The 14,804-nt window shown below is 34.6% G+C and carries 20 protein-coding genes; 19 read left to right on the top strand and 1 reads right to left on the bottom strand.

The window, feature by feature from the left end; translation table 11 throughout:
* Window positions 1–4 precede the first annotated feature (4 nt).
* From infC to T367_RS0101985, 10 genes are all read left to right on the top strand, one after another.
* Complete coding sequence (gene infC, locus T367_RS21045; protein ID WP_084274272.1) at window positions 5–550, top strand: translation initiation factor IF-3; 546 nt, start codon at window positions 5–7, stop codon at window positions 548–550.
* A 28-nt stretch (window positions 551–578) separates the two neighbouring features.
* A complete protein-coding gene (gene rpmI / locus T367_RS0102025) occupies window positions 579–773 on the top strand; it encodes a 50S ribosomal protein L35 (RefSeq protein ID WP_027418354.1) in 195 nt (64 codons plus the stop codon).
* Between the two features lie 100 nt (window positions 774–873).
* Entirely contained in the window at window positions 874–1,221 is a 348-nt protein-coding gene (gene rplT / locus T367_RS0102020) for a 50S ribosomal protein L20 (RefSeq protein WP_027418353.1), read from the top strand.
* A 78-nt stretch (window positions 1,222–1,299) separates the two neighbouring features.
* Window positions 1,300–1,902 (top strand): hypothetical protein, encoded by a 603-nt coding sequence (locus T367_RS0102015; protein ID WP_027418352.1) that lies wholly within the window; start codon window positions 1,300–1,302, stop codon window positions 1,900–1,902.
* 14 nt (window positions 1,903–1,916) lie between these two features.
* Window positions 1,917–2,789 (top strand): DnaJ domain-containing protein, encoded by an 873-nt coding sequence (locus tag T367_RS24445; protein WP_072032146.1) that lies wholly within the window; start codon window positions 1,917–1,919, stop codon window positions 2,787–2,789.
* Between the two features lie 73 nt (window positions 2,790–2,862).
* Window positions 2,863–3,732 (top strand): ChaN family lipoprotein, encoded by an 870-nt coding sequence (locus T367_RS24820; protein WP_051568283.1) that lies wholly within the window; start codon window positions 2,863–2,865, stop codon window positions 3,730–3,732.
* 3 nt (window positions 3,733–3,735) lie between these two features.
* The gene (locus tag T367_RS24815; protein WP_027418350.1) at window positions 3,736–4,344 is read left to right on the top strand and encodes a 7-carboxy-7-deazaguanine synthase QueE; all 609 of its coding nucleotides are present in this window, start codon (window positions 3,736–3,738) and stop codon (window positions 4,342–4,344) included.
* 9 nt (window positions 4,345–4,353) lie between these two features.
* Complete coding sequence (locus T367_RS21035) at window positions 4,354–6,399, top strand: OmpA family protein (protein WP_051568282.1); 2,046 nt, start codon at window positions 4,354–4,356, stop codon at window positions 6,397–6,399.
* Between the two features lie 7 nt (window positions 6,400–6,406).
* Entirely contained in the window at window positions 6,407–7,414 is a 1,008-nt protein-coding gene (locus T367_RS21030) for a geranylgeranylglycerol-phosphate geranylgeranyltransferase (protein ID WP_084274271.1), read from the top strand.
* 30 nt (window positions 7,415–7,444) lie between these two features.
* Window positions 7,445–8,023 (top strand): Maf-like protein, encoded by a 579-nt coding sequence (locus T367_RS0101985; RefSeq protein ID WP_027418349.1) that lies wholly within the window; start codon window positions 7,445–7,447, stop codon window positions 8,021–8,023.
* Window positions 8,024–8,037: 14 nt separating this feature from the next.
* Here T367_RS0101985 and T367_RS24810 read toward each other — a convergent pair whose 3' ends face one another.
* Entirely contained in the window at window positions 8,038–8,301 is a 264-nt protein-coding gene (locus T367_RS24810) for a hypothetical protein (protein WP_157454092.1), read from the bottom strand.
* A 156-nt stretch (window positions 8,302–8,457) separates the two neighbouring features.
* On the opposite strand from T367_RS24810, the gene T367_RS0101980 reads away from it, so the two are divergent.
* From T367_RS0101980 to T367_RS0101940, 9 genes are all read left to right on the top strand, one after another.
* Window positions 8,458–9,051, top strand: a complete 594-nt coding sequence (locus tag T367_RS0101980) for a nitroreductase family protein (RefSeq protein ID WP_027418348.1) — start codon at window positions 8,458–8,460, stop codon at window positions 9,049–9,051.
* Entirely contained in the window at window positions 9,036–9,383 is a 348-nt protein-coding gene (locus tag T367_RS0101975) for a hypothetical protein (RefSeq protein ID WP_027418347.1), read from the top strand. The genes T367_RS0101980 and T367_RS0101975 overlap by 16 nt, the downstream gene beginning before the upstream one ends.
* Before the next feature lie 71 nt (window positions 9,384–9,454).
* Complete coding sequence (locus tag T367_RS0101970) at window positions 9,455–10,207, top strand: porin family protein (protein WP_157454091.1); 753 nt, start codon at window positions 9,455–9,457, stop codon at window positions 10,205–10,207.
* A 489-nt stretch (window positions 10,208–10,696) separates the two neighbouring features.
* Window positions 10,697–11,332 carry a membrane protein gene (locus T367_RS0101965; protein ID WP_027418345.1) on the top strand — a complete coding sequence of 212 codons (636 nt, stop codon included), beginning with the start codon at window positions 10,697–10,699 and terminating at the stop codon, window positions 11,330–11,332.
* A 7-nt stretch (window positions 11,333–11,339) separates the two neighbouring features.
* On the top strand, window positions 11,340–11,633 hold the full coding sequence (locus T367_RS0101960) for a winged helix-turn-helix domain-containing protein (RefSeq protein ID WP_027418344.1): 294 nt from the start codon (window positions 11,340–11,342) through the stop codon (window positions 11,631–11,633).
* Between the two features lie 53 nt (window positions 11,634–11,686).
* Complete coding sequence (locus T367_RS0101955) at window positions 11,687–13,129, top strand: DUF4153 domain-containing protein (RefSeq protein WP_027418343.1); 1,443 nt, start codon at window positions 11,687–11,689, stop codon at window positions 13,127–13,129.
* A gap of 4 nt (window positions 13,130–13,133) precedes the next feature.
* Window positions 13,134–13,631 (top strand): hypothetical protein, encoded by a 498-nt coding sequence (locus tag T367_RS0101950; protein WP_157454090.1) that lies wholly within the window; start codon window positions 13,134–13,136, stop codon window positions 13,629–13,631.
* A gap of 10 nt (window positions 13,632–13,641) precedes the next feature.
* The gene (locus tag T367_RS0101945) at window positions 13,642–14,367 is read left to right on the top strand and encodes a DUF4184 family protein (protein ID WP_027418341.1); all 726 of its coding nucleotides are present in this window, start codon (window positions 13,642–13,644) and stop codon (window positions 14,365–14,367) included.
* Entirely contained in the window at window positions 14,367–14,729 is a 363-nt protein-coding gene (locus T367_RS0101940; protein ID WP_027418340.1) for a diacylglycerol kinase family protein, read from the top strand. The genes T367_RS0101945 and T367_RS0101940 overlap by 1 nt, the downstream gene beginning before the upstream one ends.
* Window positions 14,730–14,804: the final 75 nt, after the last annotated feature.

Here is a 14,804-nt window from a genome sequence, read left to right as displayed (position 1 = left end):
AGCAATAAAACGTAGAAATAACAACCGAAATAACTTAAAGAAGAGGGAAGATCTTCACAAAGTTAATGAAAAGATTACCGCGCGGGAAGTAAGGTTGGTAAGCGATACTGGTGCAGAATTGTTACCAATTCGTGAAGCTTTAAGCAAAGCTCTTGAAGCGGAATTAGATTTAGTTGAAATTTCGCCTAACGCTAATCCCCCTGTGTGTAAAATAATTGACTACAAAAAATTCCTTTTTGAGCAGAAAAAGCGACAAAAAGAATTAAAGTCTAAGCAGACGAAAGTAGTTGTAAAAGAAATCCGAATGGGTCCTAATACGGAGGAACATGATTTTAATTTTAAATTAAATCATGCGAAAACGTTTTTACAAGAAGGCGCAAAAGTGAAAGCTTATGTATTCTTTAAAGGTCGTTCGATTGTCTTTAAAGACAGAGGTGAAATTTTACTTTTGAAATTCGCACAGGAGCTTGAAGAATTTGGTTCTTTAGAGCAAATGCCGAAATTAGAAGGTAAGAAGATGATCATGATGATCAATCCTAAGAAAAAATAATAGTAAGTAGAGGATAAAAAGTACGAAGATGCCAAAAATGAAAACGAAAGCTAGTGCAAAGAAAAGGTTCAAGGTAACCGGCACTGGTAAAATCAAAAGAAAACACGCCTTCAAAAGTCACATCTTGACTAAGAAGTCGAAGAAAAGAAAAGCAAAATTGACGAAAGCTGGTTTGGTTCACAAATCTGACAAGTCAAATATCAAAACACAATTGTGTATCTAATTCGTTTCGGACGAATTATTGGTTAAATTAATCAACCGGGTGCCTAGTATAAAAAAGAGCAATTTAAGTATTGTCACTAATCACCAAAAAAATTTAAATTATGCCTAGATCGGTAAACGCAGTGGCTGCAAGAGCCAGAAGAAAAAAAACAATGAAACTTGCCAAAGGTTACTTTGGTAGAAGAAAAAACGTTTGGACAGTTGCAAAGAACGCAGTTGAAAAAGGTTTATTATACGCTTACATTGGACGTAAGCAAAAGAAAAGAACATTCAGAGCACTTTGGATTCAAAGAATTAATGCAGGAGCACGTCAACATGGAATGAGTTACTCTCAATTTATGGGGAAAGTAAATGCAAAAGGTCTTCAATTAAACAGAAAAGTATTAGCTGATTTAGCAATGAATCATCCTGAAGCTTTTAAAGCTGTTGTTGAGCAAGTAAAAAAATAATTTTTTAATCCTCCCCTACTATACTATTAGCCGTCTCCATTTATTTGGGGACGGTTTTTTTTGTATTATATTTAGACCATGACAAGTACCCATGAAAGATTAAAGATTAAGGCTCAAAAATTAAGACTTGAAAAATTAGAAGCACAAGCGCAAGAAGACGCTTATTATAAAAAGATGACTACAGGTTTGAACTGGACGATATTTACCATTCTAACTTTCTTTTGCCTCATTTTAAATATCTTAATTACAATTGATACTTTCGTCGATACAAATAAACTCGAACCTGTCGAATCTTATTCATTTGATCGTTCAATTTATGCCATCGGTTACCAATCGGTTGTTATAGACGGTAATTTATTTATGCCGGCCATTCAAGACCTAGCAGGATTTGAAGCTTCAAGTTTCAAAGTAGAAATCTCACCTATTTTCAGAATTCCTAAGTACTTTCACTTCGACAAAATTGATACTTATAGCGCTGCAGAACCTTTTAAAGTTCATCACCGCGTTTTACAAGAACAATCTATCTACAATTACTTTCCATATTTACAAATTGCATTGATTCTACCATTACTCGTATTCCTATTTAAAGAACAAGAGCCATGGTTCAAATTCTCTAGACTGGCATGTTTGTTGTTGATTTTTCCAGGTAGTTTACTCATTCTTTTTAATATCTATTTTTAGGCTGACCGACAAGGATGTATCACGCTAAAAAATATTATACGCTATTGGGAATTGAACCCACCAAGGATAGGAATGTCATAAAAAAAGCATATCGAAAAAAAGCGATGAAATATCATCCCGATATGAATCCTTCTAAAAATGCAGAGGAAAAATTCATTGCGATTACAAATGCCTACGAAATTCTAACTGGCCAAATAAAACAACCTTCCGAAACCTTTGTCAAAAAACCTGAAGACATTAAAAAGGAACACATCCGAAAGGCAAAAAGAAGATATGAAAGCATCAAAGAAAAAGAAAAAAGAAAGGATGCCCAGTACTATAAAAAAATAACCTCCGGCTGGCAATGGAAAGGATTCAAAATTGGAGCAATTTACTGTTGTGTTTTGTCACTTATCCTTTGGTTAGATATGTCCTTACCCGGAAAAACCGTAACGTTGGACGAACCTTTTTTTACCTATAACTACGGCAGTAACGGACCCAGTATTTCTCAAGAAAATGTTACATTCGATTTAGATTCTTACCTATATTATGCATACACCCCTCCTATTCGTTTAGAATATTCTCCATTTTTCAAAGACCTTAAATCGATAAGTATAATTGATTTACCCTCATATGAAGAGCTAAAAAATCCGAAAAACCCAAAGTTTTACGACCTCAAACTTTACAATGAATTTCCCTTAAAAAAGATATATGGGAATCTTACGATATACGGAACTTTTCCCTTAGCTCCCATCATACTATTCATTCCAATTATCATATTCTACTATAAACGACCGAATTTTAATTTTGCTATTATGCGTTTGGTATGCATTGGTATTATCTTTCCTTTTGCTTTAATCGTCTCATTAATGGATCTGAGAATATTTAAACTTTTTTACCTTTATTAAATTCGTTGATAACAATCGCTAGATAAATCAGAACTCTAGAACTTATTATAGATAAAAATCCTAATTTTGAATTATGTTTAAAACATTAGCACTCCTCTTTACATTTATAATTTTCACTTCAGCTTCAATAGCGAAAGAACTCCCTGCTTATCAGATCTATAATAATAAGGGTAAAAAAGTTGATTATGACAAGTTGTTAAAGGCCTGTGAAGAAAAAAAATATGTATTCTTTGGAGAATTACATAACAATACCATTGCACATTGGTTGCAATTGGAATTAACAAAATCACTTTTTGCTAAACATAAAAAGAAACTTATTTTAGGTGCTGAAATGTTTGAGGCAGATAATCAATTCATTTTGGATGAATATCTTGCTGAGCAAATATCTTCAAAAAACTTCCACGACGAAATAAGGTTATGGCCTAATTATAATACGGACTATAAACCTTTGGTAGAGTTTGCTAAACAGAACCAACTAAAATTCATTGCTTCTAACGTCCCTCGTCGTTATGCGAGCATGGCATATAAAAAAGGAATCTCTTCATTGAATGAATTGTCCGAATTGGCAAAAACGTTCATCGCACCATTAGACAAATTTGAATTTGACTCGACTGTAGCTTGCTATCGCAAGATGATTACTGAAATGGGAGATCACGGAGGTGTTAGTTTGGCAACTGCTCAAGCATTAAAAGATGCAACAATGGCGCATTTCATTCGACAAAGTGTTACTCGATCAGATCAAATAATGTTGCATTTTAACGGTGCTTTTCACAGCAATAATAATGAAGGAATAATTCATTATTTAAAACCACATGTTGACATTGAAAAGATATTGACCATTACAACAGTCGAACAAGAATCAATTGATGAATTGGACGAGGAAAATAAAAATCTAGCTGATTTTATAATTTGCGTTCCTTCAAATATGACCAAAACGCATTAAACCATGGAGAACACAAAATCAATTCCACTAATGGAAGCCTTTTACACCATTCAAGGTGAGGGATTTCATTCTGGACGTGCCGCATACTTCATTCGAACAGCTGGTTGCGACGTTGGCTGTGTATGGTGTGATGTAAAAGATAGTTGGGACAAGGATGCACATCCAGAAGTTGAAATTCAAACGATTGTAGAGCAAGTTAAAGCTTCTAAAACGGACTTTGTTGTGATAACTGGAGGCGAACCGACAATGTACGACCTAACAGCATTGACCAAGGCATTAAAAGATGCTGGTATGGAAATTGCGATAGAAACATCAGGTGCTTATCCTATCACTGGACAAATTGACTGGATTTGCTTATCGCCTAAAAAATTCAAAATGCCTTTAGCAGAGAATTATCAAAAGGCACACGAATTAAAAATGATCATCTTCAATCGACATGATTTTAAATGGTCAGAAGAGTTAAAAGACAAAGTGAGTGATGATTGTAAGTTATTCTTGCAAACAGAATGGGATCAAAGTGAAAAGATGTTACCTTTAATCATTGACTACGTTAAAGATAATAGCGAATGGAATATTTCATTACAAACACATAAATATTTAAACATCCCATAAATTAACTGCATGAGAAATTTATTTTTGATTTTCTTCCTTTTATTATTCAGTACCTGCTCTACTGCGCAATTTGCACAATGGGACACAAAGAATAAAAAAGCAATTAAGTATGTAGAAAGCGCTATCGAAAAAACAAGAGAGCTTGATCAATCAACGGGTCTTCCAAACTATGCTGGAGCGATGCCTTTGATTGAAAAAGCGATAGAAAAAGATCCAAATTTCACAGATGCGTATAGAATGAAAGCTGATTTTGCCATTCGTTTAGGTGACAAAACTACAGCGATTGATGCCTATAGAAGTGCCATCGCTGTTAATCCTGAATTATCGAGTACTGGTTATATTTATTTCGAATTGGCACAATTAGAATGGTCGAATGGTGAGTATGTTGAAGGATTGGCTCACGCGCAGAAATACACTTCTATTCCAGGTGCAAATCCTGAATTTAAAGAAGATGTGCTATGGCTAATCAAGAATTGTGAATTCGCAATAGAATCGAAAAAACATCCCAAGCCATATAAGCCAATTAATGTTGGGGTTGGTGTGAATAGTGAAGACCCTGAATATTTACCAACATTAACTGTTGATCAAAAGCAATTACTCTTTACGCGTTTAGTTTCTAATAGCAGCGGATATATTCAAGAAGATTTTTTTACAAGTACTGACATGAATGGTTATTGGGGAAATGCAGCACCGATGCCACCAAATATCAATACTCCATTTAATGAAGGTGGACCAACATTTGCGCCTGATGGCAGAACTTTAATATTTGTAGGCTGTAAAGATGAACGATATGGCTATGGCGAAGGACGAAGAGGTTATGGAAGTTGTGATTTATTCATTACCGAAAAAATCGGGAATAAATGGGTTGATCCAATTAACTTACCAGGACGAGTAAACACAGCCAATTGGGAAACGCAGCCTTCTTTGTCATCAGATGGAACGACCTTATTTTTCATTCGAGGAATATTAACAGGCTCAGGAAGAACGAATCAAAAAAGAGGTGATATTTACATGTCTAAAATTGAACCAAACGGTGCTTGGGGCGAACCTGTAAAACTGCCAGACAATGTCAACACTCCGAATTCAGAATCTTCTGTTTTTATTCATGCCGATGGTAGAACATTATATTTCTCGTCGAATGGTCATTTAGGTTTTGGTGGATATGATTTATACAAAACAGAAATGCAACCTGACGGCTCATGGTCGGACCCTGAGAACTTAGGTTATCCAATTAATACACATGAGAATGAAAATGCTATTATCGTTTATCCTGATGGAGAATTAGCAATTATTGGAAGTGATAAACCAGGTGGATTGGGAGCAAGTGATTTATACACTTTCAAAATGCCCGATGATATCAAACCAACTCGAACAATATATATGTCTGGAACAGTGTTCGACAATGTAACGAAGGATAAATTAGAAGCTGAGTTTACCTTGATTGATTTAGAAACAAAAAAAGAAGTTGTACGCTCATTTTCGGATCGTGCAAATGGATCTTTTGTAGTGACTTTACCGATTAACAAGAATTATGCGTTGAGCGTTCAAAAGGATAAATACAATCCTTATTCTGTCAATTTCAATTTGAATGTAGCCGAAAACTCAAACGAACCTTATCATATGGATGTTCCGATGGAACCAATGTACAGTAAATCTGCGATTCGTTTAGACAATGTTTTCTTCGATTTAGATTCTTATGTATTGCGTAAAGAATCATTCGTTGAATTAGACTTAGTTACCCAATTTTTGAATGAAAATCCAAAGGTTAAAATCGAATTACAAGGACATACGGATGCTAGAGGTGATGATGCGCACAATTTAGAACTATCAACAAATAGAGCAAAATCAGTAATGACTTATCTTATTGAAAAAGGAATTGAAGCATCTAGATTGACATCAAAGGGATTTGGAGAAACAAAACCATACACTTATAACGAAGGCGATCAAACAATAGAATTAACAGAAGCGTATATTGATGGCTTGGCAAGTGAAAAAGAGAAAAATAAAGCCCATCAATTAAATCGTCGTACAGTTTATTTAATTACGGCTCAATAAACTAAAGATGAAAACCGTATATCAATTCTTTAGACTTATCCGGTTTGGCAATCTTCTAGTCATGGTGCTAACCATGTTGGCATTTTATGCGCTTTTATTCAATTATTCAGCAAGTAGACAAAGTGAATTTTTTATTCTAAGTAATCAGAATTTATTGGCTGAGCGTTTATTGATTGATCAAATTGGGTTAATGGATTTCAACTTTTTATTGCTGATTTTCTCTGTCCTTTGTATTGGAGCTTCCGGCAATATTATCAATGATTATTTTGATGTAAAGGCCGATCGTGTAAATAAGCCAGAAAGATTAATTATCGATAAATATATTAAAAGGAGATGGGCGATTATCTTCAATTGGACCTTGAATATTTTGGGGCTATTTATCGCTACTTACTTGTCCTATCGATTTGATAATTGGTGGATTTTTCTCATCTCATTTACAACAATAAACTTACTCTACTTCTATTCTGCAGTATTTAAACGCAAGTTTTTTGTGGGGAATATTCTCGTGGCTTTTCTAACTGCACTTGTTCCTTTTTATGTTTTCATTTTCGGAGCATTCTCAAGTTTTAGCGACAGTTCTCCTTTGGCTCATACGGGCGATCATTTTATTCAAGATAATATTTGGGTCGTTCTGCTTTATTGTTTCTTTGCCTTTATGGTAAATCTCATTCGTGAGATCATTAAAGATATGGCAGATGTTAAGGGTGATTTATTATTGGGAAGTAAAACGCTGCCGATTAAAATAGGATTTGCGAAGTCTAAAATATTGTTGGGCGTATTGTATATCCTCGTTGTCATTCCAATTATCTATTATGTTATTGCTCTTCCACTTTACCCTGACACGAGCAACAATGCTTTAATCTTTACTTATTTATTGTGGTTGGTCATTATAACGCTCATGATCTCGATCGTTATTTTATTTTCAAAGAATACCACAAAACATTATTTAATGGCATCTAATTTCATCAAATTCGCGATGTTATTTGGTGTCATCTCAGCGTTATTTTATTCTTAATACCTGAACGGAAACAAAACACTACCTGAAATGTTAGAAAATTTAAAGGACAAAAAAATAATCCTTGCTTCACAATCACCTCGTCGTCAAGAATTATTAAAAGGACTTGATATTGATTTTGAAATTCGTGTTAAACCAATTGATGAAAATTATCCTTCAACTTTAAAGCCTGAAGAGGTTCCAGAATTTTTAGCAAAGTTAAAAGCGTCAGCATTTGATGGAGAAATTGCGGAAGATGAAATTTTCATTACATCTGACACCATCGTTATTCGAGGAAATGACATTTTAGAAAAACCAAAATCAAAAGAAGATGCCATTCGCATGATTAGTCAATTGTCTGCAGCGTCACATACGGTGATTACCGGTGTTTGCATTCGATCAGCAACAAAAGAAATGGTTTTTAGCGACAACACCCATGTAACATTTATGCCACTTACTGAAGAGGAAATAAGCTATTACGTTGAAAAGTATGAACCTTATGATAAAGCTGGCGCTTATGGCGTTCAAGAATGGATTGGCTACGTTGGTATAGAACGATTAGAAGGTTCGTACTACAATGTAATGGGATTGCCTCTTCATTTGGTTTACAAGGCCTTAAAATCGTTTTAAATTAAACCTCATTTCTACCTAAGTCTACAATAGACATAATTATCTGCAATTTCCGAACCATATTCGTGAGTCGAACATTCATTTCTTGCTAATTCTCGGTCCTCTTCATACATCTCCATTCTCCCCCCGTTACTGCAAACGCAGATATGCCCCTTAGTACATGATACAATTGGAATTAGCAGCAATAAAAATATCGCTTTTAATAATTTAGTACCAGAAAATATTGCAGCAAATGAATTTAAATTTCGCATAAAAAACGCCTTAAATGTACTATTCATAATTCTTTAGCATACGCGAACGCAAGACTAGAAAGTTAACCAAGTAAAATATTTAATGTTTCAATAAAGATACAAAATTCGGTTAAATCAACCCCCTGTTGTAACGAAAGATTAAAAGAAGACCGCGTTTCTAAAAATTAGAATTAATTTTGTACTATGAAATTTAATTTGAGCGAAATATCAGACTTAATTAAGTCGAGAAGAACGATTCTACCTGAGCAATTTTCGGATCGATTAATTCACAAAGAGCAAGTAGAAGTATTGTTGAACAATGCCATTTGGGCGCCCAATCATGGTCTAACACAGCCATGGACTTTTAAAGTTTTTTTAGGTGAAGGCAGACAAAAATTAGCTACTTTTTTAGGGGAGACCTATACTAAATTGATGTCACCTGAGAATTTTAAGCAAGCTAAGTTCGACAAATTGACTACACGACCATTGATGGCTGGTGCTGTCATAGTTGTTTCGTTGAAACGTGATCCTAATTCAAAAATTCCAGAGATTGAAGAAGTAGAAGCAGTCGCTTGTGCTATTCAAAATATGCAATTGACGTGTACCGCATGGGGATTGGGTAGTTTTTGGGCCAGTCCTGGTATAATTTACAAACCCGAAATGAACGAGTTTTTGGGTCTTGATGAAGAGGACAAATGTTTGGCTTTACTTTTTGTTGGTTACCCAAAACCAGATTTAGAATGGCCAAAAAGTAGACGTAAACCAATTGAATATATGACGACATGGGTAGAAGAATAGGCAATTTAGGTTTGGTCAATTATATTGATCACCCTACTGATAAAAGTTATAAAGTATTCAGCTTCAATAGTGACGATCAAGCATCATTTTTTGAAGAACAATTAAATAATTCTAAAGTTGGATTTGAGAAGGATACTGAAACTGTTAAAGACGAATTACTATACCTCTACGCGATTCATCAAAAACATTTTGAAAAAGCACAACAAGCCAATTTTGATGTTTCCGCAAAATTCAAAGGATTTATAATTAAAAACGCAGTATTACGTTATAGTTTAATAATATTTGTTTTGGCCGTAATTACATTAGGTTTGATTGGATATGTAAAGAATTAGAAAATTTGATTTTTATACATCACAATACATGAATACGAATCTCTATTTTTAAGGTAAAATTATAAAACCCTATGCGGATAAGCTTCTCGATCTTAATTTTGATGTGTTTTTGCACGCAGTCGAATGTTTTTGCTCAAAAAGACATTACTACTTTTGGTATACAATATAAACCTATTGTGCCTAACAGATTAATTGGTACATACGATCAAAAATTCGATTCAGACCCTTTCTATTCTACCGTACAACAAACGCTAGGTCATTCGTTTGGCATGGTGATACGACGTGGATTTACCAATACCTTATCCATCGAGACAGGAATTAATTATACGCAAAGGAATTTTAAAGTAAATTATGATGTACCAGATTCTGGATTTTCTGGCAATTCAACAGTTGGTTTAGTTGCATACGAAATACCTATTCAAGGTCTTGTCTATATTCAATTGAGCGATGCCTTATTTTTGAATGCCTCATTTGGTTTTTCGCTGAATTATTTCGCATCAGATGTACAAGTAAAAGAATACATTCGATTATCAGAAAATTTTCAATTCGAAGGAGCAAGACGCTCACTATTCCAGGTCGCTGCATTGGTTAATGTAGGGTTTGAATATCGAACGAAAAATATGGGCTATTTCTATTTAGGATCGTCTTATAACCTACCTGTTTCTGATTTCTATACATTCGCCGTTTCATACGAATATCAAGGAGGGAATGATTTGTCCATTGACAATATAAGAGGAAGTTACCTTACCATTGATCTACGCTATTTTTTCCATGAAGAAAAGGAAACAAATGCCCAAAGAAAACAACGGAAAAGGAAGAAATAATAAGTCACCAGGGGTCAGGGGTTGATTAAAACCGCTTCGAATTAAAGTTATTGAGAGGATAATTCTGCGAATGCTACCTTTTCTAAATTCAATCACAAAAAAACGCATAACCAATAACCATTCCTTCGAACAGATTTCACAGATGTACACGGATATTATAATTGAGTATTTAGTCACTAATATTCAATCTTTAGACTTTTAGAATGTAATTCTTTGCCGCTTTACACTCTTCGTCCCGACAATTATCGAGACCATTGCAGCTTTATTCTCACTTAGCTATCGTACAGCGCACCACAGTGTACTCAGCTAGCGTTGCTGTGCTTTGTTCAACAAAGTCGTGCCGTGCTCGCATAAAGCTTTAACGGCTGAGAAACGTAGGCGGATCTTTCCTTCTTTTGTCTTTTCTTTTTTATTCAAAAGTTAATTTTTCCTAATTCCTCTTGTAGAATTCAAAAAATAATTTAACTTTGACTTTCAAAGCACTTTTGTATGAATCAACACAAAACACAAGAAGACCTCAGAGAAATTCGCCGAATGATGGAGGAATCAACTAAATTCCTTTCACTAAGTGGACTTTCAGGCGTTTTTGCTGGAATAACAGCTTTGGTTGGAGCTTATTTTGCTCATCTTGAAATTAAACACTTCAGTAATAATTATATTACCTACGAAATTCTAGGTAAGACCAGTATTGCGAGTCAGGAATTATCAAAGCAGTTATTATTAATCGCAGGAACAGTTTTATTGGTTGCTATCGGAACAGGATTCCTTTTCACTTGGCTTAAAGCAAAAAAAGAAAACAAACAATTGGTCTCCAAACTATCGATACGATTAATCATTAGCCTTGGCGTTCCATTGTTCTTCGGTGGCGCATTTGTACTTGCTTTATTCTACCATGGTTTTTATGGATTGGTTGCTCCTGCGACTTTGATATTCTATGGTTTGGCATTGTTAAACTGCTCTAAATATGTACATGTTGACATAAAATATTTAGCTTTGTGTGAAATGGCACTAGGTGTTGCTGCAGCTTTTTTCCTCTATTATGGAATCTATTTTTGGGCTGTGGGATTCGGTGTATTACATATATTATACGGAGCGATAATGTATTTTAAATACGATCGTAAATAAAAGAATTTTGGGTAAAATTGATCAATTAAATAAGGCTTTTGAAAGTCGCGTACGACTTGGAATCATGTCCATATTAATGGTCAATGACTGGATGGACTATAAATCCCTCAAAACGCAATTGAACTTAACTGACGGCAACCTTGCCAGTCATATTAATGGATTAGAAAAACTAGAATATATCACTGTGAGGAAAGGCTTTATTGGAAAAAAAACGAATACGAGCTATCGCATTACTCCACTTGGAAAAGCGGCCTTTCAACAACATATAAATGCCCTTGAAAAACTGTTGAATTCTATTTAATATTTTTTTTAATTATAAACTTTGAAATACAAAGCACTTTTAAATATATAAAAATGAAAAAGAACCAAATTTTATATCTCATCTACACCTTCCTTGTCACTTTCCTTTTTTATCAAGAAGTATGGGGACTTAATATTTTAGTATTGTCCATCCTTACCCCCTTACTCTTTACCATTCGCAAAAAGGAATTACTTCGGAACAAAGTATGGTGGATCGCTATTGGTTTAATTATCATAAACGGTCTCGCCGTATACCTCAATAAAAACATGCTGAATACAACGTTATTTGTATTTTCTTATCTTTTCCTTTCTGCAACAGCAAATGGAATTTCAACATCGTTCATCACCAAAGTTCTACAAACATTAGTCAGTTTTATCCTCGCCTTTAACCGCATCATTGAAGTCATTATAAAATGGGTCGGTCAGAAAAAGGAGAAACAACAACAGAACGTTGTCCTTCGCGTACTGTTGTTTGCAGCACCGATAATAATTGGATTGCTTTTTTTAAAACTCTACCAGGCAGCAGATGCCAATTTTAAAGAATGGACAGCGTTCCTCAATCTAAATTGGATATCATGGGGATTCTTTGGATTCTACTTTTTTATCTTCATCTTTTTTTACGGGACGTATTATTTTACTAAATCTTCAACGTTTGATGATGTCGAAGCAGATCTGCCCGATAACATCCCCAATAATACAACGGATTCACTTTTCAAGTATCTTGGTAAGGACAATGAAATTCGATTGGCGAAAAGTATTTTAATTACGCTTATAGTCTTACTTACAGCCTATGTTCTCATCGATCTTAAAACAATTAGCACCGATTTACTTGATGCAACAAAACCGCAAGAATTATCAGCCTTTGTTCATAGTGGTATCAATAACCTCATCACTTCAATTATTCTAGTATTTATTATTGTCACTATCCTATTCAGAGGTCAGCTAAATTATCTCGACAAACCACTCATTAAAATTCTTGGCTTCATCTGGTTGCTTCTAAATATTGCCATGTGTTTCACCACAATGGTAAAGAACTATGCTTATATCGCAGAGTTTGGACTGACTTTTAAACGAATCGGAGTCTATATCTACCTTGGAATGGCGATTATTGGATTAGGCATAACGATTTACAAAATTTTCAAAAAACACTCCCTATGGTTTTTACTAAGAGCTGGAATTCTAAATTATTTCTTCTTATTCTCTCTTATTGGACTTTTTAATTGGTCGTCATTTATCACCCGCTATAACCTCAAACATATTCCCTACGATAAATTAGACATTGCGTATTTGATCAGTTTTGGAACGGATGCCTACCCTAGCCTTATTGATTATCAAAACGAAACTGAAAATATCCCTGAATACATATTCGTAAATATTGAATTGCCATACGAAGTTGCCTATTTCCGTATGAAAAATCGGGCAGATAACCGTTCTTGGAAATCGCAGGTGATTAGAGAAGAAAATTACATGCAACATTATCGTTCAACTAAAAAATGATCCCATGTCAACACAACTCAATTTAAGGTGGAAAATCGTTTATCATTTCTCAGATATTTGCACCAGGATGAATGCCTTATTGCTCAAAAAGAGACCGCATCATTATCAAGCATCTGACCTTAAAACGATGCCAAAAAACAGCATGGGTGCTTTACTCTCTAGTACCATTGAACAACAAGGGCTAGATTTTCAAGAAAAACTCCTCCGTCACGATCTAAAACATGTATTCTTAGGTTATTCAATGCATGTAAAAGACGAATTGCGTTTACATTCGTTTCTATTGGGGAATCGGAACTATAATCCTTTGGCAATAATTTACCTCTTCACCTCTGTGCTTTTTGTTCCTGATTATATCCCTCAATTAAGGCAAGATTTTTTATTGGGAAAATCGAATCCAAACTTAAAAGATGTAGAGCTCTTGCAGTCCATTCGAATGAACCTCAACACCCTTCGAGAAGCGCATCAATTTCAACTACCCGAACCATTAAATACGCATCCATAAACTCAAAATTATGCCTTTTACATTCAGTCACCCAGCTATAATTCTACCATTAAGTAAACTTAAATCAACAAGATTATCTGCAACCGCTATGATTTTGGGTAGCATGTCTCCTGATTTCGAATATTTTATTCATATGCGGATGTACCAAGAACATGGGCATTCGCTATTAGGCTTGTTCTATTTCGACTTACCAATGACCATTGCCTTGTGTTTTATTTTCCATGCTTTTGTTCGACGCGGTTTAATCGCTCATTCTCCAAAAATCATTCGAGAGAAATATGCTGAATTTTCAGATTTCAACTGGATTCAACATTTCAAAAAACACTGGTTTATGATTGGATATTCGGCTATGATTGGCATTGTATCTCATGTATTTTGGGATGCTTTTACACATTCCAATGGTCTTTTTGTGGAATATATTCCTTTCTTGCAAGGAAAAACGAATATTCTGGGTTATGTATTTACCAATACAGACTTAGCACAAATGGGCTCATCATTACTAGGAGCGCTTGTAATTGCAGGTGTATTATTCTGGCCTAAGGATCGGTCAATCTCACTAAAAATAGACAGTAAAATTTTCACCTATTGGTTTTTAGTTTGCTTAATTACATTTCTTGTTTTAGTTTTACGCGGTGTAGAAAATGCAGGTGACATCATTGCAACGACTATTTCAGGTGGTTTAATTGGACTGATCATAACACCTTCCCTATTAAATGTTTTAAAACTGAAGCGTTAATGTCAAAAATATCAATCCGTAAAATAGCGAGCAGCATAAAATTTGCAAATCAGGGATTGCGTTCTTTTTTTAAGGACGATCCTAAAAGTTGGCTCCATATAACTGCAGCTATTCTTGTGGTTATACTAGGATTTATTTTGGAAGTAACTCGAATGGAATGGTTGATTCTAGTCCTTTGTATCGGACTTGTATTCGCTGCCGAAATATTCAATTCCGCGATTGAAAAGCTTTGCAATAAAGTTGAACCGAATATTGATCCTCAAATAAAGATAATTAAGGACTTAGCCGCAGCTGCCGTTTGGACGTTGAGTCTAACGGCAGCTATAATAGGCTGTATTATTTTTTGGGGAAAAATTGCTTAATGAAAAGCAAAATTTAATGTGTTGTTAATTCAAGGTAATTAATTATCCTAAGCAACTCATCTACAAATAAAAATA

The organism is Crocinitomix catalasitica ATCC 23190, from assembly GCF_000621625.1.
In the GTDB taxonomy this organism is placed as follows: Bacteria; Bacteroidota; Bacteroidia; order Flavobacteriales_D; family Crocinitomicaceae; genus Crocinitomix; species Crocinitomix catalasitica.
The sequence above is the reverse complement of the archived record's forward strand: the minus strand, read 5'-3'. Positions and strand labels throughout refer to the sequence as shown.